Below are 19,736 nucleotides of genomic sequence, written 5' to 3' on the forward strand. Positions count from 1 at the left end.
GGTCACTTCATGCGCAAGAAGCTTCGCTTTCTCTGGGCCACCACGCTCGCGTTTCTTCTCACGTTTCCGGCATACGCCGCCGGCTCCGGAATGCCCTGGGAGCAGCCGCTGCAGCAGATCTTGGAATCTGTGCAGGGGCCGGTCGCCAAGATCATCGCGGTCATCATCATCATTACCACCGGCCTGACACTCGCCTTCGGCGACACGGCAGGTGGGTTCCGTCGGCTCATCCAGATTGTCTTCGGCCTGTCGATCGCCTTTGCCGCATCGAGCTTCTTCCTCTCCTTCTTCTCCTTTGGCGGCGGGGCACTCGTCTGATGTTGGCCGGAGAGCACCATATCGAGGGCTTTGAGGTTCCGGTTCACCGCGCACTGACCGAACCGATCCTGCTCGGCGGCGCGCCGCGAGCGGTGGCCATCTTCAGTGGCACCGTTGCCGCGGCCGTCGGGCTTGGCTTGCAGCAGTGGATTGCCGGATTGGTGCTGTGGATCTGCGCGCACACGGTGGCTGTCTTCGCGGCCCGCCGCGACCCGGATTTCGCCAGCGTGCTCGTCCGCCATCTTCGCCTGAAGGGGTGGCTCGCATGCTGAATCTTTCCGAATATCGGGGCAAGGCCGACCGACTTGCCGATCATCTGCCTTGGGCCGCACTGGTGGCACCGGGCATCGTGCTCAACAAGGACGGAAGTTTCCAGCGCTCATTTGGATTTCGCGGGCCTGATCTCGAGAGTGCAACAGAAGCCGAACTCATCGGCATCTGCGCGCGGGCCAACAATGCGCTCAGACGGCTCGGCTCCGGCTGGGCATTGTTCTTCGACGCCGAGCGCATCGAGGCGCTGGGCTACCCAAGCTCGCGTTTCCCCGACGCTGCGTCATGGCTGGTGGATGAAGAACGGCGCGCGGCCTTTCAAGGCAAGGTCGCGCACTACGAGAGCCGCTATCACCTAACGCTGACGTTCATCCCGCCGCCAGACAGCCAGGCGCGGGCGCAAAGCGCTCTGGTCGACTCGCATCATTCAGGAGGCGAGAGAGAGTGGCGCCAGGAACTGACGCGGTTCCGGGACGAGACCGGCCGCGTGCTGGATCTCCTGTCGGGCTTCATGCCCGAAATACGCGCACTCGATGATGCCGGGACGCTGACTTACCTCCACGGCACGATCTCCACCCGCCGCCATCCAGTCGCCGCGCCAAAAACACCCATGTATCTCGACGGCATCCTGGTCGATGCGCCGCTTACTGGCGGATTGGAGCCGATGCTTGGCAACCACCATCTGCGCACGCTCACCATCCTCGGTTTTCCGAATGTCACACGGCCCGGAATTCTCGATGCGCTCAACAATCAGGATTTCCCCTACCGCTGGATGACGCGCTTCATTCCGCTGGATAAGACCGAGGCCACCAGGACGCTCACGCGGTTGCGGCGGCAGTGGTTTGCCAAGCGCAAATCGATCGTGGCCATCCTGCGCGAGGTGGTGACCAGCGAACCCGTCCCGCTCGTTGACACCGACGCCGAAAACAAGGCGCTCGATGCCGACGCCGCAATCCAGGCGTTAGGCGGCGATCATGTCGGGTTCGGCTATCTGACGACGACGGTAACGGTTTGGGACGAGGACCATCAAGCCGCTGCGGAGAAACTCCGCGCGGTCGAGCGCGTCGTCAATGGCCTCGGCTTCGCCACGATCCGTGAAGGCGTGAATGCGGTCGAGGCCTGGCTCGGCTCGTTGCCCGGCCATGTCTATGCCAATGTCCGTCAGCCGCTCGTTCACACATTGAATCTCGCCCACTTGATGCCGCTTTCCTCGGTGTGGGCCGGCCCGGCGGCGAACGAGCATCTCGCCAAAGTTACACAGGCAGAGGCCCCGCCGCTTCTCTTCGCCTCAACCAGCGGGTCGACACCGTTCCGGCTTTCCACCCACGTCGACGATGTCGGCCACATGCTGATCGTCGGACCGACCGGCGCCGGCAAATCGGTTCTCGTTGCCCTCTTCGCTCTGCAGTTCCGACGCTATGCCGGCGCGCAGGTGTATGTCTTCGACAAAGGCAATTCAGCCCGGGCCGCAATTCTTGCCATGGGTGGCGAGCATCACGCGCTGCGCGCCCACGGTGCGCTTGCCTTCCAGCCGCTGCGCAAGATTGACGATCCGGCGATCCGCAGCTGGGCAGCCGAATGGATCGCCGGGCTGTTCGCCCATGAGAACGTCACCGTCACCCCGGAGGCGAAAGAGGCAATCTGGTCGGCACTCACCAGTCTTGCAACGGCGCCAGCGCAGGAACGCACACTCACCGGCCTGTCGGTCTTGCTTCAGTCCAACGCGCTGAAGTCCGCTTTGATGCCCTACACGCTCGACGGGCCCTTCGGCCGGTTGCTGGACGCGGACGACGATCGGCTGGCCTTGTCGGATGTGCAGTGCTTCGAGACCGAAGAGCTGATGCACAGCCAAGGCGCTGTGCTGCCGGTGCTCACCTATCTTTTCCATCGCCTCGAGGCGCGGTTCGATGGACGACCGACATTGCTCATGCTCGACGAGGCCTGGCTCTATCTCGACAATCCGCTCTTTGCGGGGCGTATACGCGAATGGCTGAAGGTGCTGCGCAAGAAGAACGTCTCTGTCATTTTCGCCACGCAGTCACTGGCCGACATCGCTGGCTCTGCAATCGCACCGGCCATCATCGAGAGCTGCCCACAGCGCATTTTTCTTCCAAATGACCGTGCCGTGGAACCACAGGCACGGGAAGCCTACGAGCGTTTCGGCCTGAACGAGCGGCAGATCGAACTGGTCGCGCGCGCCACGCCGAAGCGGCAATATTATCTGCAATCGCGCCGCGGCAACCGGCTGTTTCAGCTGGGCTTGGGTCCAATTGCGCTTGCGCTATGCGGCGCCTCCGATCCGGCCAGCCAGACCCTGATCGACAAGATCCTGTCGGAACGCGGACAGGACGGCTTTGCCTTTTATTTCCTGAATGCCCGCGGGCTCGATTGGGCCGCCGAGCTTCTCCGCCAATTCCCTCAACCAGACATGGAGTAATCGTCATGATGCGGCGCCGTTTCCTTTCCGGCCTGATCACCCTTTCCCTGATGGCCAAACCGATGGCCGACTATGTCCAGCCAGCCTACGCGCTCATTGTCTTCGATCCCTCGAACTACACCCAGAATGTGCTGACGGCGGCACGCTCACTGGAGCAGATCAACAACCAGATACAGTCGCTCCAGAACCAGGCGACCATGCTGCAGAACATGGCGCGCAACCTTCAGAGGCTGGATTTTTCTTCGGTAGGCCAGCTCACCGGTTCGCTGCAGCGGATCGACGGGCTCATGGACCAGGCGAGTGGCCTGAGTTTTGATCTGGACAAGCTGCAGGACCAGTGGCGCAATCAATATCCCGAAAGCTACGACGCCACGATCAAGGTCAGCGATGTGGCAAGCGCAGCGCGCGAGCGCTGGCAGAGCGCCATGCAGGCGTTCCGGCAGACGATGGGTGTCCAGTCGCAGATCCTCGAGAACGTCCGGGGCGATCGCGACCTGCTTGCTGATCTCGTCAACCGCAGCCAGGGTGCTGCCGGTGCGCTTGAGGCAAGCCAGGCCACCAACCAACTGATCGCGCTGTCAACCAAGCAGCAGATGCAGATCCAGACGCTGCTCGCGACGCAGTTTCGCGCGGAGGCGGAGGATGCGGCTCGCAAGGCGCAGTCCGAAGAAGCCGCACGCCAGACGACAAAGCGTTTCCTCGGCACCGGCACGGCCTATCCCGGCAACTGATCACCATATCTGTCACGAGGAAGGCGCAATGAACGACCTCGGGGTCATCGATCGCTTCATGGAGACTTTCATCCGCTATATTGACAGCGGGTTTGGTCTGCTGTCGGGCGATGTCGCCTTCCTCACCACGACCCTGATCGGCATCGACATCACGTTAGCCGGGCTCGCCTGGGCATTCGCCGGCGAGCCCAACATTCTCGGCCGCTTCATCCGCAAGGTGCTCTATGTCGGCGTCTTCGCTTTCATCCTGAACAATTTCAAGAATCTCGCCGACATTATATACCGCTCCTTCGCAGGGCTGGGCTTCAACGCTTCGGCCGCCAATCTGTCGCCCGACAGTCTCCTGCGGCCCGGACGTATTGCCGCCACAGGCTTCGAGGGCGCGTGGCCGCTGCTGGATCAGGCGAGCCAGCTTCTTGGCTTTCCCGAAATCTTCGGCAACGCGCTCACCATTTTCGTGCTGCTCGTGGCCTGGTTCCTGGTCATCATTGCCTTCTTCATTCTTTCCATCCAGCTCTTCATCACCATTCTGGAGTTCAAGCTCACCACTCTCGCCGGCTTCGTTCTGGTGCCCTTCGCAGTCTGGAACCGGTCGGCGTTCCTGGCCGAGCGCGTGCTCGGCAACGTGATCTCGTCGGGCATCAAGGTGATGGTGCTTGCGGTCATTGTCGGTGTCGGGTCCACGCTGTTCGGCGAGTTCGCTTCGGCGCTGCAAGGCAAGGAGCCGGATTTGGCCGCCGCCATGTCACAGGTGTTGGGGGCGCTGGCGCTGCTTGGGCTAGGTGTTTTCGGGCCTGGAATAGCGTCCGGTCTCGTCTCGGGTGCCCCGCAGCTTGGTGCGGGCGCTGCACTGGGTACGGCCGCGGCCGCCGCCGGTGCGTCACTCGTTGCCGGAGGCGCTGCGATCGCCGGGGTGCGCATGGCAGCTGATGGCGGGCTTGCCGCAATTCGCGCCGGCACCACGATCGGTTCGGCAGCTTCCTCTGCCTGGCAATTAGGGCGCGCAACCTCGCCTGACTCCGGCCTGTCCGGTGTGGCTGCCGGGATGCAGGGCGTGGCAGGTGCCGCCAGTGGCGCCGCTGTGCGAGCGGCACGATCTGCCGCGGAAACCTTCGGGCGCAGCGCTGATGCCGGGCGCCAGGCCGCATGGACCGCGACCGGCGGGTCTCCCATCGCCTCGATGACCGAAACTCCTGCGGGTCCGACCACCGATGCTGCCCCTAGCTGGGCCAGGCGCCTGCGTTCCCAGCAGTCTGCGCGAGCCCACCGCCACGCCACCATGCAGGCGGTGCGCGATGGTGACAGACCGGGCGGTAGCGCCAATCCCTCTCTCAACGACAAGGACGACTAGATGCTCTTCAAGCGATCCGTTCAACGCTACGGCAAGACACCCGAGCCCATCACACCGTACCAGAAGGCGGGCCAGCTGTGGGATGAGCGCATCGGCTCATCGCGGGTGCAGGCCCGCAACTGGCGGCTGATGGCTCTTGGCTGCCTGGCATTGGCAACCGGGCTCTCCGGCGGGCTCGTTTGGCAGTCAATGCAAAGCCGGGTTGTGCCCTACGTCGTCGAGGTCGACCGCTTCGGCGAGGCGCGCGCCGTAGCCTCGGCAATCCGGGACTACGAGCCGACGGACGCCCAGATCGCCTGGCATCTTGGCCGTTTCATTCAGAATATCCGTTCCGTTTCCACCGATCCGGTGTTGGTGCGGCAGAACTGGTTGGCCGCCTATGACTTTGCCAGCGACCGCGCCGCGCTCTTCCTCAACGAATATGCCAAGGCGAGCGATCCTTTCGGTCAGATCGGAACGCGAAGCGTGTCCGTCCAGGTGACCAGCGTGGTGCGGGCCTCCGGTAGCTCGTTCCAGGTCAAATGGACCGAGCAGGTCTTTGAGCGCGGCAGCCTTGCCAGCACGACCCGCTGGACGGCGATCCTCACCATTATGATCCGGCCGCCAAGCAATACAGACCAACTGCGCAAGAATCCGCTCGGCCTCTTCATCAACGCCATCGATTGGTCGCGCGAGCTCGACAGTGCCGCGCCGACCTCCGTTTCCCCCAAGGAGCCCGCCAATGACAAATAAAGCCCCATCGCTCCGTGCCGCGCTGATCCTGTCGGCCTCGGCAGCGGTGCTGTCCGCCTGCGCATCCAAGCCGGTGCCGCCGCCCGAGATTGCCTATGACGCTGCCGACTTCAAAGCAGCGTCGATCGAGAAGCCGCCAGAGAAACCGGTTAAAATCGTCGAGGTGCCAAAGCCGCTACCGCTTCCCGGCCAGTTGCAGCCTGACCCAGTCAAGTTCGCCGAGGACAAGCGCTCTCCTGAAGAACGCGTTGCCGATGCCAATAGGGCCGCAACTCGGCAGCCAACCAGGTATGGCTATGTCAACGCGGTCCAGGTCTATCCCTTCACCGATGGCGCGCTTTATCAGCTCTTTGCAGCGCCGGAGCGCGTCACCGACATCGCTCTGCAGCCGGGCGAGAAGCTGACGGCTGTGTCCGCCGGGGACACGATCCGCTGGGTCATCGGCGACACCGTCAGTGGCACCGGTGACGGTCAGCGCACCCATGTTTTGGTGAAGCCGTTCGCGCCCGAGCTTACCACAAATCTGGTGATCACCACGGATCGACGCACCTATCACTTGCAGCTCCAAAGCACGGAGAAGACCGCAATGGCGGCCATCTCTTGGACCTACAGCGAAGACCAGATCCTTGCGCTCTCCCGGCGAAACGTTCAGGCCGACGCTGCAACGCCGGTCGCATCGAATGTTGCGCTCGAAAATATCCGCTTCCGCTATTCGATCGCCGGCGACACACCGCCCTGGAGACCGACACGGGCCTTTGACGACGGCAGCAAAGTCTATATCGAATTCCCGCGCCGCATCGATCAGGGCGAGGCGCCGCCGCTCTTCATCGTCGGTGCTGACGGCGGCAATCAGTTGGTCAACTACCGCATGCGCGGCAACTACTACATCGTCGATCGCCTGTTCGCCGCGGCCGAACTGCGCCTCGGCGCCAAGCCGCAGCAGGTCGTGCGCATCTCAAGGATGGACGGCCGGCAATTGCCGCGTCGGATGCCACTCTTTGCCGGTTTCGGCAGGTGAGGGGAAAAGGCTCATGACCTATACGTCCCACTCCAATGCGCCGCCGAAACTCGATCCCGACCAGCTGCAGCTGCGCGCCTCACCCCGCGGTGCTGTGCGCTTCAGGCGGGGGGTGATTGTCGCGATCTCTGCCGCCGGATGTGGTGCCATTCTGGGCGTCATGATCATTGCGCTTCAGGGGCCGGCATTGCGATTCAAAGAGCAGGCGGAAGACCTCTACCATCCTGACCACAAGCCCACCGCCGAGGGGCTCGACAGCCTGCCCAGGGACTATTCCGGCGTCAAGCCGAAGGCCCCGGTGCTCGGACCGCCGCTACCCGGTGATCTCGGCCGCCCCATCCTCGAGCGGCAGCGCCAACTCGGAATTGCGCCGGGACAGGAGGTCTCCGCCGAGGATCAACGCCTTGCCCAGCAGGCGATCGAAGCGCGCGAGTCGCAAGTGTTGTTCCGGATCGACAATCGGCCCAAACCGACAGATCTCGCTGGCGGCGAGGAGAGTCTACAGCAGCGGCCTGAAGCGCCGCAATCCGGAGCGACAGCCGGGTCGGCTTCCGTTGCACCAGCCGAGGGCGATCAGAACAACCAACAGCGCAAACTGGATTTTGTCAGTCAGCGGAGCACAAGCGGAATCTACAATCCGCATGCGCTGCAGACGTCTGCCTCGCCCTACCAACTGATGGCTGGCAGCGTAATCGCGGCAAGCCTCATTACCGGGATCAATTCCGACCTACCCGGCCTCGTCGTCGCGCAGGTCACAGAGAATGTGCAAGACACAGTCACTGGCAGCATCTTGCTCATTCCACAAGGTTCCCGGCTGATCGGCACCTATGACAGCGTGGTGGCGTTTGGGCAAAAGCGCGCATTGCTGGTCTGGCAGCGAATAATCCTGCCGGACGGGTCCTCGATCGAGATCGATAATCTGCCGGCGACAGACACCGCCGGATATGCGGGGCTTGAGGACAAGGTGGATTTCCACACCTGGCAGCTGATCAAGGGGGTTGCGCTCGCGACCTTGCTTGGCGTGGGCACCGAATTGAGCCTCGGAGACAATGAAAGCGATCTGGTCAAGGCGATCCGCGAATCCGCCCAGCAGAACGTCAGTCGAGCCGGCCAGCGCATAACTGAGAAAAATCTCAACGTTCAGCCCACCATAACGATCCGACCAGGCTGGCCACTGCGCGTCATCGTGCACAAGGATCTCTTGCTGCGGCCATACAAGATTGAACGGGAGTGATTATGGCCAACTTGAAACTTGGCAAGCTTCCAGACCGAACGCCCTTGAAGATTACCATCACCGTCAGCGCGGACTTGAGCCAAGAACTCAACGCCTATGCTGCGCTCTATCGTCAGACTTACGGCGAGTCTGAAACAGTCGCGGAACTCATTCCTTTTATGCTGGCGGGATTTCTGGACGGCGACCGAGCGTTTGCCAAGGCCAGAAAAGAAGGTCTGGCGACGGCCAGCATCTCAGACGAATCGCGGTCTTTGAAAGCCTCAGATTCCGAATGACCGAAGCAGAGAGTCAGTCAAGTGCAATTGTGGCGCACCGTGCCTGTCAAACAAGGGTGTGCGCGGGCAACATCGTCTGGCAAATAGGTCACCGATGATGGGCCCTGCGCGGACCGCGACGCACTCGCTGGCTCAAACTGCCACGGAGTGCCTGGCCTTTCCCGTTTTGAGATATTTGTCGAACTTCGCAGCGACGCATCTGACAAAGGGACGACTTTCCAGCGGTACGACGAAACGATCGCCGTCGAGTTCAAGTCGGACCGACTTGTCGAGGGCCACGGTACTCGACCGAAGAAGGAGCTTCTGGCCGGCTTTGCCGAAGCGTTCCACCAAATCGACTGCCGAGAAGCCGAAATCGCACATCAGGCGCTCGATGATCCAACCGCGAGCGCGGTCGTCGTCGGAAAAAGCAATTCCGCGGACCGAAGCCAACCCACCGTCATCCACCATGCGGCCATACTCGGCGGTCGAAGGCATGTTCTGTACATAGCCTTGTCGGAATTGGCTGATGGATGACGGGCCGAGGCCGATCAAGGTTTCGCAGCGATCCTCGGTGTAGCCCTGAAAGTTGCGACGCAACATCCCCGCATGCGCGGCAAGCGCCAGCGCATCCCCCGGTTTGGCGAAATGGTCGAGCCCGATTGCTTCGTATCCTTGGTCGAGTATGGCGCGAGCTGCCAGTTGCGATTGGGCAAACCGCTCCTCCGGGCCTGGCAACCAGGCCTCGTCGATCATTGTCTGATGTTTCTTGAACCATGGCACATGCGCATAGCCAAAGAGGGCGATCCGGTCGGGCTCGAGCGTCAGCGCCTGCCTGACGGTGGACAAGACGCTCTCCCTGGTCTGGTGCGGCAAGCCGTAGAGCAGGTCCAGGTTAACCGACTCGACGCCGCGTGCCCGAACGCCGTCGACGACTGTCTTGGTCTGCAAGAAGATCTGTTCGCGATTGATGGCCTTCTGCACCTTCGGATCGAAATCCTGGACCCCGAGGCTGGCCCTCGTCATGCCGATTTCGGCAAGTGCGTCGAGGCGCGCTTCGTCCATATCGTTGGGTTCGATTTCGCCGCTGATCTTGGCGCCGGGAAGAAATGAGAAGCTGTTGCGCAGAACGGCTCCGAGCGCCACCATGTCCTGTGGTTTGAGCATCGTCGGTGAGCCGCCACCGAAATGGACGGCACGCACCCGGCCCTTGCCTCCGGCGAGACATGAGACGGTGGCGATCTCCGCATGCAGCGATCTCAGATATTTGGTGACCGGTTCATAGTGGCGTGTCTGCTTGGTGTGGCACGCGCAGAACCAGCAAAGCTTGGCGCAGAAAGGGATGTGCACGTAGAGCGATATCTCATCGTCCTCGCCGAGCGCCTCCAGCCAGCCACGATAAGCCGCAGCATCGACGCCCACGTGGAAATGCGGTGCGGTCGGATAGCTGGTATAGCGAGGGACGTTTTCGACAATCCGAGCAAGCTACTTTCGACTGCATGTCGTGGTCACCATGTGCACCGCTGGAACTCTTGACTGGTTGGCCGGCCAACGCCCTGATTTCGATCAAGTGCAGCTCGGACAAACTGCCGCAAGGATTTTTCTACCCTGGATTGCTACCCTGTCGGTGCTTGGAAGAGGATAGAGCGAGCGCATGACATTACGGCAGGGCATTCACAGTGCCGGCATTCCCGTTCTTTGCCGCTCTTGCGAGGGAAGGCGTCGCGGTATTTGCGGCGCGCTCGATCCAGACCGTTTGGCTGCGCTTGCCAGGAGTTCATCGCGGCACAAGATCGAGCCAGGAGTCGAACTGGTCGGCGACTGCGAGGCCGTCAACAGCTATTCGAATGTGCTTTCAGGCGTGGTCAAGCTGACGAAGAGCCTTTCGGATGGGCGCCAGCAGATCGTAGGGCTCCAGTTTGCACCGGATTTTCTGGGGCGACCCTTCAAGGTCGAAAGCGAGATCAGTGCGGAAGCGGCAACCGTTGTCACGCTGTGTTCGTTCCCCAAGGCAGCCCTCGAACGGATGGTGAAGGAATCACCGGAACTCGAGCATCGCCTGCTCAAGCAGGCGCTGGACGAACTTGACGCAGCACGCGAATGGATGGTGACGCTCGGGCGCAAGACGGCATCGGAAAAGGTGGCGAGTTTTCTTGTCATGCTCGCCCTGAACATGGATTCCAGTGTTGATCCGGCCGCTATCTCGGCGTCCTTCGATCTGCCACTGACTCGTGCCGACATCTCTGATTTCCTTGGCCTGACGAATGAGACCGTGAGCCGCCAGCTGACTCGATTGCGAGCTGAAGGCGTGATCCGGATCGACAACAAGCGCCATGTGAGGGTGGAGAGCGTCGGCCGGCTGGAGCAGCGTTGCGGCGGCCGAAGGCCGCGGCAGTTTGGATAAGCCCAAGCGGCGGGCTCTGCGCCGCCAACTCGAATCCGCGGCAGGACATGCTGCGTTCGAGCACAATGTATTGCTGTAGCCTCGAGAACCCCGGTAGCATAGACCCAAGAGCATCAGCGACCCTTGTCGGATAGCAAGGCAGCCGGCAAGAGTTCCGCAAAGCTCGCCGGCCGCGCTTCGACATACCCGCCCGCCCCAACGTCCGCTCTGATTTGCGCAAACTCGATTCTACCAAACAAACCTGGCACCTGACATGGATCAGGGCGGGCAGAGGGCAGCTGCGCAATTGATGCCGAGCGGATTTGGCGTGCGCCCGATTCGGGATCAGGATTTGCGATGAAATTCGGCACAGCGATCGTCGTGGTGGGCTTTTTTGCCTTTGCAGCCCTGGTGGCTGCTGGCTTCGGCATTGATGGACCTTTCCGCCAGCATATGGGGGTGCTGTCTTTTGCCCTTATTGCCTTTATCGGGATCTTGTTGCGCAACTCGGAGTTCAAGCCGGCCGCTCCGATCGACCCGTCCGCCTATATGGACGGTCCGATCCGCTACGGCGCCATCGCCACGATGTTCTGGGGCGTCGTCGGCATGCTGGTCGGCGTCGTTATCGCGCTGCAGCTGGCCTACCCCGATCTCAACGTTCAGCCTTGGTTCAATTTCGGCCGCTTGCGGCCGCTGCACACGTCCGGGGTCGTCTTCGCCTTCGGCGGCAACGCGCTGCTGTGCACGTCATTGTACGTCGTGCAACGCACTTGCCGCGCTCGCCTGTTCGGCGGCGATCTCGCCTGGTTCGTCTTTTGGGGCTACCAGCTTTTCATTGTCATGGCCGCGACAGGCTACCTGCTCGGCATCACCGAGAGCCGCGAATACGCCGAACCGGAATGGTATGTCGACGTCTGGCTGACCATCGTCTGGGTCGCCTACCTCATCCTGTTCCTCGGCACGATCCTGAAGCGCAAGGAACCGCACATCTACGTCGCCAACTGGTTCTACCTCTCCTTCATCGTGACCATCGCGATGCTGCATGTGGTCAACAACCTGTCGATGCCGGTCTCTTTCCTCGGTTCCAAGAGTTACTCCGCCTTTTCCGGCGTCCAGGACGCGCTGACGCAGTGGTGGTACGGCCACAACGCCGTCGGCTTCTTCCTCACCGCCGGCTTCCTCGGCATGATGTATTATTTCGTGCCCAAGCAGGCGAACCGGCCAGTCTATTCCTACCGGCTCTCGATCATCCATTTCTGGGCACTGATCTTCCTGTACATCTGGGCCGGGCCGCACCACCTGCATTTCACCGCTCTGCCCGACTGGGCACAGACGCTCGGCATGGTGTTCTCGATCATGCTGTGGATGCCGTCCTGGGGCGGCATGATCAACGGCTTGATGACGCTGTCCGGAGCCTGGGACAAGTTGCGCACCGACCCGATCATCCGCATGATGGTGATGGCCGTCGCCTTCTACGGCATGTCGACCTTCGAAGGCCCGGTGATGGCTATCAAGGCGGTCAACTCGCTGTCCCATTATACCGACTGGACAATTGGTCACGTGCACTCCGGTGCACTCGGCTGGGTCGGCATGATCTCGTTCGGCGCGATCTACTACATGGTACCGAAGCTCTGGAACCGTAACCGGCTCTATTCGCTGCGGCTGGTTACCTGGCACTTCTGGCTGGCGACGCTCGGCATCGTCGTCTACGCCGCCGCCATGTGGGTGTCCGGCATCACGCAGGGCCTGATGTGGCGCGAATACGACGGGCAGGGCTTCCTGGTCTACTCCTTCGCCGAGACCGTCGCTGCCATGCGCCCCTACTACGTCATGCGCGCCATAGGCGGCGCCATGTATCTCTCGGGCGCCCTGATCATGGCCTGGAACATCGCGATGACAATCCTCGGCCGTCAACGCGAGGAGAGGCCGATGTCGGGTGCCGCGCCTGTCATTCAGCCTGCCAGGGAGCCAAACCAATGGGCTTGATCGACAAACATGCCATTATCGAGAAGAACGCCACGCTTCTTCTCGTAGGCTCCCTTCTTGTCGTGACTGTCGGCGGTATCGTCGAAATCGCGCCGCTCTTCTATCTCGACAACACGATCGAGAAGGTGGAAGGCATGCGTCCGTACTCGCCGCTCGAGCTCGTCGGGCGCAACATCTATGTGCGCGAGGGCTGCTACCTCTGCCACAGCCAGATGATCAGGCCGTTCCGCGACGAGGTCGAGCGCTACGGCCACTACAGCCTGGCCGCCGAGTCAATGTACGATCACCCCTTCCAATGGGGATCGAAGCGGACGGGGCCGGATCTGGCCCGGGTCGGTGACCGCTACTCGAACGCCTGGCATGTCGCCCATCTTTCGGATCCGCGTTCCGTTGTGCCGGAATCCATCATGCCCAGCTACGCCTTCCTGAAGGACGCGCCGATCGAGGTGAAGGACTTCTCGACGCATCTGGTCGCCAACCGGCGGGTCGGCGTTCCCTACAACGATGACATGGTCGCCAACGCCAACGCCGATCTGATGGCGCAGGCTGATCCCAACGCCGACACATCAGGTCTTGAGGCCCGTTATCCCAAGGCCAAGATCGGCGACTTCGACGGCAACCCGCAACAGGTCACCGAAATGGATGCGCTCGTTGCGTATCTGCAGATGCTCGGCACGCTGGTCGATTTTAAGAACTACGACGAAGGCGCCGGTTACCGCTGAGGAGTTTTCCATGAATTACAATCTTATGCGGGAGTTTGCCGACAGCTGGGGTCTGGTTGCCATGGCGCTTTTCTTTGCGGGGGCAAGTGTCTTCGTCCTGCGTCCCGGCAGCCGTAAGTTGGCGGACGAAGCTGCCCGAATTCCGCTTCAGGACGAGTGATCATGAGCGAGGAGCACATCGATGAAGTCTCTGGGGTCTCGACCACCGGCCACGAATGGGATGGCATCCGCGAGCTGAACAACCCGCTTCCGCGTTGGTGGATCACCATCTTCTACGTCACCATCGTGTGGGCGATCGGCTACACAATCGCCTATCCCGCATGGCCACTGCTGCATTCGGCGACGACGGGTGTTCTCGGCTATTCGAGCCGCAATGACGTCAAGAACGAACTGGCGGATGCGGAAGCAGCGAAGAGCAAATACCTCGCGGCGGTGAAGTCGAAAAGTGTCTCGGAGATCGCTGCGGACGATGCCTTGCGCGAATTCGCCATCGCCGCCGGCGGCGCCGCATTCAAGGTCAACTGCACGCAGTGCCACGGCTCCGGCGCCCAAGGTTCCAAGGGCTTTCCCAACCTAAACGACGACGACTGGCTGTGGGGCGGCAAGGCCGAGCAGATCCAGCAGACGATCACCCATGGCATCCGCTTCGCTTCGGATCCGGACACGCGCCTGTCGGAAATGCCGGCGTTCGGGGACATCATCACCGCCGACGAGATCAAGCAGGTTAGCGCATATGTCGTCAGCCTCTCTGGCAAGGTCGCCGATGCAAGTCTGATCCAATCCGGTGCCAAAGTCTTTTCCGACAATTGCGTCGCCTGTCATGGTGAGAACGCGGAAGGGAACAGGGAATTTGGGGGCCCCAACCTCACCGACGCCATTTGGCTGCACGGGGCCGGCGAGGCAGCGGTCGCAGCCCAGGTCCGCGCGCCAAAGGAAGGTGTCATGCCGGCCTGGCTCGGCCGTCTCGGCGAGATCAAAGTCAAGGAGCTTGCGGTTTATGTCCATTCGCTTGGCGGCGGAGAATAGGAAGGCAAGGCCTATTCTCGGCCTCCCCCTGCCAAGCGACGGGGCCCGGCGCAAGCCGGGCCTCGACACCATTTCGGCTGCGCCGCTCGTCGATGCGGCACGAAATCCCCTTCTGACTTCGGATGGGAGTGGTACGCACGTGCGCAATGATACGCGAACTGAACGGCTCGAAGGCTCGGCCCCAAATTCCTCGAATACCCGCCAGCCGCATTATGCCAGACGCAAGAAAGTCTTCCCAAAGCGCGTCTCGGGCAACTTTCGCCGCTTCAAATGGCTGGTGATGGCGATCACGCTCGGCATCTACTACCTGACGCCTTGGCTGCGTTGGGATCGCGGTCCATTTGCTCCGGATCAGGCCGTGCTGCTCGACCTCGCCAACCGGCGCTTCTACTTCTTTTTCATCGAGATATGGCCCCAGGAATTCTTCTATGTGGCCGGCCTCCTGGTCATGGCCGGCGTTGGGCTTTTCCTGATTACCTCGACTGTCGGCCGTGCCTGGTGCGGCTATGCATGTCCGCAGACCGTATGGGTCGACCTGTTTCTTGTCGTCGAACGTGCGGTCGAGGGGGACCGTAACGCCCGCATGAAGCTTGACGCTGGTCCCTGGACCGCCCGCAAGCTGGTGCTGCGCCTATCGAAGCACACGATCTGGCTGGTCATCGGCGCGGCCACCGGCGGTGCTTGGATCTTCTATTTCGCCGATGCGCCTAGTTTGGCTCGCGAACTTTTCACCGGTACCGCCGCGCCTGTCGCCTACATCACCATCGCCGTGTTGACGGCGACCACCTACACGTTCGGTGGCCTGATGCGCGAACAGATCTGCACCTATATGTGCCCATGGCCGCGCATCCAGGCAGCCATGCTCGACGAGAATTCGCTTACCGTCACCTACAATGACTGGCGCGGCGAACCGCGCTCGCGTCACGCCAAGAAGGTGCAAGCGACAGGGCAGTCCGTCGGCGACTGCGTCGACTGCAATGCCTGTGTCGCGGTCTGCCCGATGGGGATCGACATTCGCGACGGCCAGCAGCTCGAATGCATCACCTGCGCGCTGTGTATCGACGCCTGCGACGGCGTCATGGACAAGCTCGGCAAAGAGCGCGGACTGATTTCCTACGCAACGCTCTCCGATTACAACGCCAACATGATGTTGGCGACCGCGGGCGGCTCCAGTTCAGTCAACCCGTCGCTGGTCAGGACCGCTGATGGCCTGTTCTCCGACAAGGTGGCGCATTTCCATGTCAGCAAGATCTTCCGGCCACGCACCTACGTCTACATGGGTCTGTGGTCGCTGATCGGCCTGGGTCTGCTCTATTCGCTGCTGACGCGCGACAGGCTCGAAGTCAATGTGCTGCACGATCGCAATCCGCAATTCGTAACGTTGTCCGACGGCTCGATCCGCAACGGCTACACCGTCAAACTGCTCAACATGATCCCCGAGCCGCGGATCATTGTTGTCACCATGCAGGGCTTGCAAGGAGGCGAAATGAGCGTGGTCGGGGACGACATCAAGGCGGGCCGCTCGTTTGCCATCCCGGTCGAGCCCGATCGCCTGAAAACGTTGAAGGTCTTCGTTCGCCAGCCGGCGGACCAGATCCACGCTCCGGCACAGACCTTCAAGTTCCGTGTCGAGGACAGAGCGAGCTCCGAGTCGAACGAGTACACCGCAACATTCAACGCGCCAGAGGCCGCCAAATGACCGCCAATGCCCAAAAGCCTCGCGAATTCACCGGCAGGCACATGCTGGCCATCATTCTCACCTTCTTCGGCGTGGTCATCGCGGTCAATCTGACGATGGCCACGCTCGCCAACACCAGTTGGACCGGCCTTGTCGTCGAGAACACATATGTGGCGAGCCAGCAATTCAACAAGGAGGCCGAGGCCGGCCGCGCCCAAGCCGCGCTCGGTTGGACCGGCAAGCTGACCATCGCATGGGGCGAAGTCCGCTACAGCCTCTCCGACGCGGCCGGCAAGCCGGTTCCTCTGCACGGCGTCAAGGTGCTGTTTCGTCATCCCGCCTACGAGAAAGACGACAAGTCCGTCACGCTCGCCCTCGCCTCAGGCAAGGAATTCGCAGCGCAGCAGATGCCGAAGGACGGCGTCTGGATCGTCGAAGTCGACGCCGATGCCGGCCTGGCACGACCCTATCGCGACGTCAGCAGGATCATGATCTCTCATGGGGCTCTGCAATGAGCTGTTGTGCACCGGGCGCTGAAACGGCGCTGGATCTGAACGGCGCCACATGGGTCCTGCCATCCAGCCAGGAAATCAGGTTGGCGAGCCGATCGCTTGGCGACGATCTTCGGCAGACCGACCTTTCAGTGCCGACGGTTCATTGCGCCGCCTGCATCCAGACGATCGAGGCGGCACTTGGAAAGCTCGATCACGTCGAAAGCGCGCGCGTCAACCTGTCGACGAAACGGGTCGCGGTCCGGTGGCGTGGAGACGAGGTGCCACCGTTCGTCGCCGCGCTTGGCAGGCTTGGCTACGAGGCGCATCTGTTCGCACCCGAGATCGACGACAAGGACAAGACGCTTGCCGAACTGATCCGCGCCGTCGCTGTTGCCGGTTTTGCGGCGGGCAACATCATGCTGCTTTCGGTCTCTGTCTGGTCCGGCGCCGAAGGTGCTACCCGCGACCTGTTTCACTGGGTCTCGGCGCTGATCGCCATTCCTGCCCTCGCCTTCGCCGGCGGCATCTTCTTCCGGTCGGCCTGGAACGCCTTGCGTCATGGCCGCATGAATATGGACGTGCCCATCGCGGTCGGTGTTTCGCTCGCCTACGCCATGAGCCTCTATGAGACGATCAATCATGGCGACCACGCCTATTTCGACGCGTCGGTATCGCTGCTGTTCTTCCTTTTGATCGGACGCACGCTGGATCATGTGATGCGGGAGCGTGCCCGAACTGCCGTGAAAGGCCTGTCTCAGCTGGCCGCGCGTGGCGCCATGGTGCTGCGCGGCGATGGCGCGCGCGACTATCTGCCGGTCGGCGAGATCGAACCAGGCATGCGGATGTTGATCGCGGCCGGTGAGAGGATCCCCGTCGACGGCAAGATCATCCAGGGAACGTCGGATCTCGACTGCTCGCTGGCCTCAGGCGAAAGCACGCCGAAAAACGTAGCGCCGGGCGAAGCGGTACAGGCCGGCGTGCTCAATCTTACCGGCCCGCTGACGATTGAGGCGACAGCCGCCGCAAAAGATTCATTCCTGGCGGAAATGGTCCGGTTGATGGAGGCCGCCGAGGGCGGCCGCGCGCAATATCGCCGTATCGCCGACCGCGTTTCGGCGCTCTACGCGCCCATGGTTCATCTCACCGCCTTCGTGACATTCCTGGGCTGGATAGTGGCGACCGGCGACTGGCACCGGGCGATGACGATCGCCATCGCCGTTCTCATCATCACGTGCCCCTGCGCGCTTGGCCTCGCCGTGCCGATCGTGCAGGTGGTCGCCGCGCGGCGCCTGTTTGAGAACGGCATTATGGTCAAGGACGGCTCCGCCATGGAACGCCTGGCAATTGTCGACATTGCCGTGTTCGACAAGACCGGAACGCTGACGCTTGGCCAGCCCCGGCTCGTTAACGCGCCGTCGATCGATCCGGCCATGCTGGCAGTCGCAGCCGACCTGGCGGCGCACTCGCGTCATCCGTTTTCAAAGGCCATAGCCGGCTTTGCCATTCCTGGCGGGCAGCTCAAATTCGATGCCGTCACCGAGCATCCGGGATTCGGAATCGAGGCCACTGATGCGGGAAGCACCTGGCGACTGGGCCGACGCGGATGGGCTGGATGGAAGGCTCGAACCGGCGGCGAAGCCAAACATGGCTACGGCGGAACCGTTCTCACGAAGAACGGGATGATTGTCGCTTCCTTCGCTTTCGAGGATGCGTTGCGGGTCGACGCCAGAGCGGCCATCGATCAATTGAGCGACGCCAGGGTTCCCGTGGAAATGCTGTCAGGCGATACCGCGGCGGCCTGTGCCGAGGTTGCGAAGTCACTCGGAATCGACAACTTCGTTCCCTGCCTGCTGCCATCCGGCAAGCTCGAACGCATCGAGACCCTCGCGAAAGTGGGGCACAGGGTTCTGATGGTTGGCGACGGCCTCAATGATACGCCGGCGCTGAGCGCAGCGCATGTCTCGATCGCACCGGCCACCGCCGCCGATGTTGGCCGCAACGCCGCGGATTTCGTCTTCCTGCGCGAAAGCCTCCTGGCGGTGCCGCTCGCGCTGGACGTCTCGCGCAAGGCAGGAAGCCTGATCCGCCAAAACATCGCCGTCGCGACTCTCTACAATACCATCGCTGTACCAATCGCTATTCTAGGGCACGCCACTCCGCTTATCGCGGCGATTGCTATGTCTGCGTCATCACTGCTGGTGATCGGGAATGCATTGCGCCTGGAAGGCTTTGTTCGGCACGCACCAGCGGAAACTGTTGCCAATGATAGACACTCCAACAATGGCGGACGGGTACAGTTGTAATGAGGACGCTTGCCTATTTGATACCTGGGACCCTGCTCCTCGGCGGGCTTGGGCTGTCTGGCTTCCTATGGGCATTGAAAAGCGGTCAGTACGAAGATCTCGACGGGGCAGCAGAGCGTATCCTTGTCGACCAGGAAGACAAGCCAGAACGCTGATTCAAGCCGCTCTGCAGACGACTGTTGGGATGCCGGTGATAAGCCGAGTGGAACTACTGCTGAGGTTGCATAGGCAGCTTCACCTGCCGCCGGTTGACGCTGATCTGTGAAAAGCCTGTGTCGCTCGAAAGATTACGTCGCCCATTCCGCCCAATATGCAGGCGGGTGATCGTCGAACCGCGGTCGCCGGATTACTCACACCGCTTGACCTAGATCAGGGTTATCTACTCATCGGCGTGGTTTCATCGGCCAGTCCTTCAGGGAGAGAATCCATGCCTACGTCGACGAATCGCGCCGCCGAACGCCTCGGCGATCGGTTTGAATCAAGACCCACACGAAGAACGGCCAAAGCCAAAAGTGGGCCGAAGCGTGGCTGCGCAAGGCGGCGGCCGGATTCTTGTGAGCAAAGGCTGAACGCGACCTCCGGCGGCAACGATCAGATCGCCCAGGGTGCGTGCGACCCGCTCTGCGAGATGGCTCGCTAATACATGCCGATGTAGCCCTCGCTAGTTTTGAGAACGTTGTGGAGCTTGCGGCGCGTCCGCAACTGACAACCGTCGATGTGAACCCAAGGCGCTCGGACGCGAGGCTGCTGACCGCGTGCTCAAGACATCGCGGGACGGCAGCAGAGCGGCGTCAGACGC

19 protein-coding genes are annotated in these 19,736 nt (G+C 61.8%); 18 read left to right on the top strand and 1 reads right to left on the bottom strand.

Annotation, left to right across the window (positions count from 1 at the left end; translation table 11 throughout):
- Positions 1-9 precede the first annotated feature (9 nt).
- From FJ543_RS30395 to FJ543_RS30435, 9 genes are read left to right on the top strand one after another with little or no spacing between them, the layout of a single operon-like run.
- The gene (locus FJ543_RS30395) at positions 10-318 is read left to right on the top strand and encodes a TrbC/VirB2 family protein (protein ID WP_064993433.1); all 309 of its coding nucleotides are present in this window, start codon (positions 10-12) and stop codon (positions 316-318) included.
- Positions 318-590, top strand: a complete 273-nt coding sequence (locus FJ543_RS30400; RefSeq protein ID WP_064993434.1) for a VirB3 family type IV secretion system protein — start codon at positions 318-320, stop codon at positions 588-590. Before FJ543_RS30395 ends, FJ543_RS30400 begins: the two co-directional genes overlap by 1 nt.
- The gene (trbE, locus tag FJ543_RS30405) at positions 584-3,025 is read left to right on the top strand and encodes a conjugal transfer protein TrbE (RefSeq protein WP_064993435.1); all 2,442 of its coding nucleotides are present in this window, start codon (positions 584-586) and stop codon (positions 3,023-3,025) included. The genes FJ543_RS30400 and trbE overlap by 7 nt, the downstream gene beginning before the upstream one ends.
- 5 nt (positions 3,026-3,030) lie before the next feature.
- Positions 3,031-3,756 (top strand): P-type conjugative transfer protein TrbJ, encoded by a 726-nt coding sequence (gene trbJ / locus FJ543_RS30410; protein WP_064993436.1) that lies wholly within the window; start codon positions 3,031-3,033, stop codon positions 3,754-3,756.
- 28 nt (positions 3,757-3,784) lie between these two features.
- On the top strand, positions 3,785-5,107 hold the full coding sequence (gene trbL, locus FJ543_RS30415; RefSeq protein ID WP_064993437.1) for a P-type conjugative transfer protein TrbL: 1,323 nt from the start codon (positions 3,785-3,787) through the stop codon (positions 5,105-5,107).
- Positions 5,108-5,839: a conjugal transfer protein TrbF gene (trbF, locus tag FJ543_RS30420; protein WP_064993438.1), complete on the top strand. Its 732-nt coding sequence runs from the start codon at positions 5,108-5,110 to the stop codon at positions 5,837-5,839.
- A complete protein-coding gene (trbG, locus tag FJ543_RS30425) occupies positions 5,829-6,857 on the top strand; it encodes a P-type conjugative transfer protein TrbG (RefSeq protein WP_064993439.1) in 1,029 nt (342 codons plus the stop codon). The genes trbF and trbG overlap by 11 nt, the downstream gene beginning before the upstream one ends.
- 13 nt (positions 6,858-6,870) lie before the next feature.
- Positions 6,871-8,091 (top strand): TrbI/VirB10 family protein, encoded by a 1,221-nt coding sequence (locus tag FJ543_RS30430; RefSeq protein ID WP_064993440.1) that lies wholly within the window; start codon positions 6,871-6,873, stop codon positions 8,089-8,091.
- A gap of 2 nt (positions 8,092-8,093) precedes the next feature.
- Entirely contained in the window at positions 8,094-8,366 is a 273-nt protein-coding gene (locus FJ543_RS30435) for a DUF2274 domain-containing protein (protein WP_064993441.1), read from the top strand.
- A gap of 132 nt (positions 8,367-8,498) precedes the next feature.
- Here FJ543_RS30435 and hemN read toward each other — a convergent pair whose 3' ends face one another.
- Positions 8,499-9,821, bottom strand: a complete 1,323-nt coding sequence (hemN, locus tag FJ543_RS30440; protein WP_064993442.1) for an oxygen-independent coproporphyrinogen III oxidase — start codon at positions 9,819-9,821, stop codon at positions 8,499-8,501.
- 178 nt (positions 9,822-9,999) lie between these two features.
- Here hemN and FJ543_RS30445 point away from each other — a divergent pair, with 178 nt between their 5' ends.
- The 9 genes from FJ543_RS30445 (at position 10,000) to ccoS (ending at position 19,092) form a co-directional block, all read left to right on the top strand.
- Positions 10,000-10,749: a Crp/Fnr family transcriptional regulator gene (locus FJ543_RS30445; protein WP_064993443.1), complete on the top strand. Its 750-nt coding sequence runs from the start codon at positions 10,000-10,002 to the stop codon at positions 10,747-10,749.
- A gap of 336 nt (positions 10,750-11,085) precedes the next feature.
- Entirely contained in the window at positions 11,086-12,714 is a 1,629-nt protein-coding gene (gene ccoN, locus FJ543_RS30450; protein WP_064993444.1) for a cytochrome-c oxidase, cbb3-type subunit I, read from the top strand.
- The gene (ccoO, locus tag FJ543_RS30455) at positions 12,705-13,436 is read left to right on the top strand and encodes a cytochrome-c oxidase, cbb3-type subunit II (protein ID WP_064993445.1); all 732 of its coding nucleotides are present in this window, start codon (positions 12,705-12,707) and stop codon (positions 13,434-13,436) included. The genes ccoN and ccoO overlap by 10 nt, the downstream gene beginning before the upstream one ends.
- A gap of 10 nt (positions 13,437-13,446) precedes the next feature.
- The gene (locus tag FJ543_RS30460) at positions 13,447-13,596 is read left to right on the top strand and encodes a CcoQ/FixQ family Cbb3-type cytochrome c oxidase assembly chaperone (protein WP_013533256.1); all 150 of its coding nucleotides are present in this window, start codon (positions 13,447-13,449) and stop codon (positions 13,594-13,596) included.
- 2 nt (positions 13,597-13,598) lie between these two features.
- Positions 13,599-14,462, top strand: coding sequence for a cytochrome-c oxidase, cbb3-type subunit III (gene ccoP, locus FJ543_RS30465; RefSeq protein WP_064993446.1), 864 nt, complete (start codon positions 13,599-13,601; stop codon positions 14,460-14,462).
- Positions 14,463-14,601: 139 nt separating this feature from the next.
- A complete protein-coding gene (gene ccoG / locus FJ543_RS30470; protein WP_064993447.1) occupies positions 14,602-16,161 on the top strand; it encodes a cytochrome c oxidase accessory protein CcoG in 1,560 nt (519 codons plus the stop codon).
- Complete coding sequence (locus FJ543_RS30475; protein ID WP_064993448.1) at positions 16,158-16,655, top strand: FixH family protein; 498 nt, start codon at positions 16,158-16,160, stop codon at positions 16,653-16,655. Before ccoG ends, FJ543_RS30475 begins: the two co-directional genes overlap by 4 nt.
- On the top strand, positions 16,652-18,937 hold the full coding sequence (locus FJ543_RS30480; RefSeq protein ID WP_064993449.1) for a cation-translocating P-type ATPase: 2,286 nt from the start codon (positions 16,652-16,654) through the stop codon (positions 18,935-18,937). Before FJ543_RS30475 ends, FJ543_RS30480 begins: the two co-directional genes overlap by 4 nt.
- A complete protein-coding gene (gene ccoS, locus FJ543_RS30485) occupies positions 18,937-19,092 on the top strand; it encodes a cbb3-type cytochrome oxidase assembly protein CcoS (protein ID WP_064993450.1) in 156 nt (51 codons plus the stop codon). Before FJ543_RS30480 ends, ccoS begins: the two co-directional genes overlap by 1 nt.
- Positions 19,093-19,736: the final 644 nt, after the last annotated feature.

Origin of the sequence: Mesorhizobium sp. B2-5-7, from assembly GCF_006440875.1 — a bacterium.
GTDB lineage: Bacteria > Pseudomonadota > Alphaproteobacteria > Rhizobiales > Rhizobiaceae > Mesorhizobium > Mesorhizobium australicum.

Coding starts and splice junctions, on each gene's coding strand:
- FJ543_RS30395 (WP_064993433.1), top strand. CDS start 10: ATGCGCAAGAAGCTTCGCTTTCTCTGGGCCACCACGCTCGCGTTTCTT.
- FJ543_RS30400 (WP_064993434.1), top strand. CDS start 318: ATGTTGGCCGGAGAGCACCATATCGAGGGCTTTGAGGTTCCGGTTCAC.
- trbE (WP_064993435.1), top strand. CDS start 584: ATGCTGAATCTTTCCGAATATCGGGGCAAGGCCGACCGACTTGCCGAT.
- trbJ (WP_064993436.1), top strand. CDS start 3,031: ATGATGCGGCGCCGTTTCCTTTCCGGCCTGATCACCCTTTCCCTGATG.
- trbL (WP_064993437.1), top strand. CDS start 3,785: ATGAACGACCTCGGGGTCATCGATCGCTTCATGGAGACTTTCATCCGC.
- trbF (WP_064993438.1), top strand. CDS start 5,108: ATGCTCTTCAAGCGATCCGTTCAACGCTACGGCAAGACACCCGAGCCC.
- trbG (WP_064993439.1), top strand. CDS start 5,829: ATGACAAATAAAGCCCCATCGCTCCGTGCCGCGCTGATCCTGTCGGCC.
- FJ543_RS30430 (WP_064993440.1), top strand. CDS start 6,871: ATGACCTATACGTCCCACTCCAATGCGCCGCCGAAACTCGATCCCGAC.
- FJ543_RS30435 (WP_064993441.1), top strand. CDS start 8,094: ATGGCCAACTTGAAACTTGGCAAGCTTCCAGACCGAACGCCCTTGAAG.
- FJ543_RS30445 (WP_064993443.1), top strand. CDS start 10,000: ATGACATTACGGCAGGGCATTCACAGTGCCGGCATTCCCGTTCTTTGC.
- ccoN (WP_064993444.1), top strand. CDS start 11,086: ATGAAATTCGGCACAGCGATCGTCGTGGTGGGCTTTTTTGCCTTTGCA.
- ccoO (WP_064993445.1), top strand. CDS start 12,705: ATGGGCTTGATCGACAAACATGCCATTATCGAGAAGAACGCCACGCTT.
- FJ543_RS30460 (WP_013533256.1), top strand. CDS start 13,447: ATGAATTACAATCTTATGCGGGAGTTTGCCGACAGCTGGGGTCTGGTT.
- ccoP (WP_064993446.1), top strand. CDS start 13,599: ATGAGCGAGGAGCACATCGATGAAGTCTCTGGGGTCTCGACCACCGGC.
- FJ543_RS30475 (WP_064993448.1), top strand. CDS start 16,158: ATGACCGCCAATGCCCAAAAGCCTCGCGAATTCACCGGCAGGCACATG.
- FJ543_RS30480 (WP_064993449.1), top strand. CDS start 16,652: ATGAGCTGTTGTGCACCGGGCGCTGAAACGGCGCTGGATCTGAACGGC.
- ccoS (WP_064993450.1), top strand. CDS start 18,937: ATGAGGACGCTTGCCTATTTGATACCTGGGACCCTGCTCCTCGGCGGG.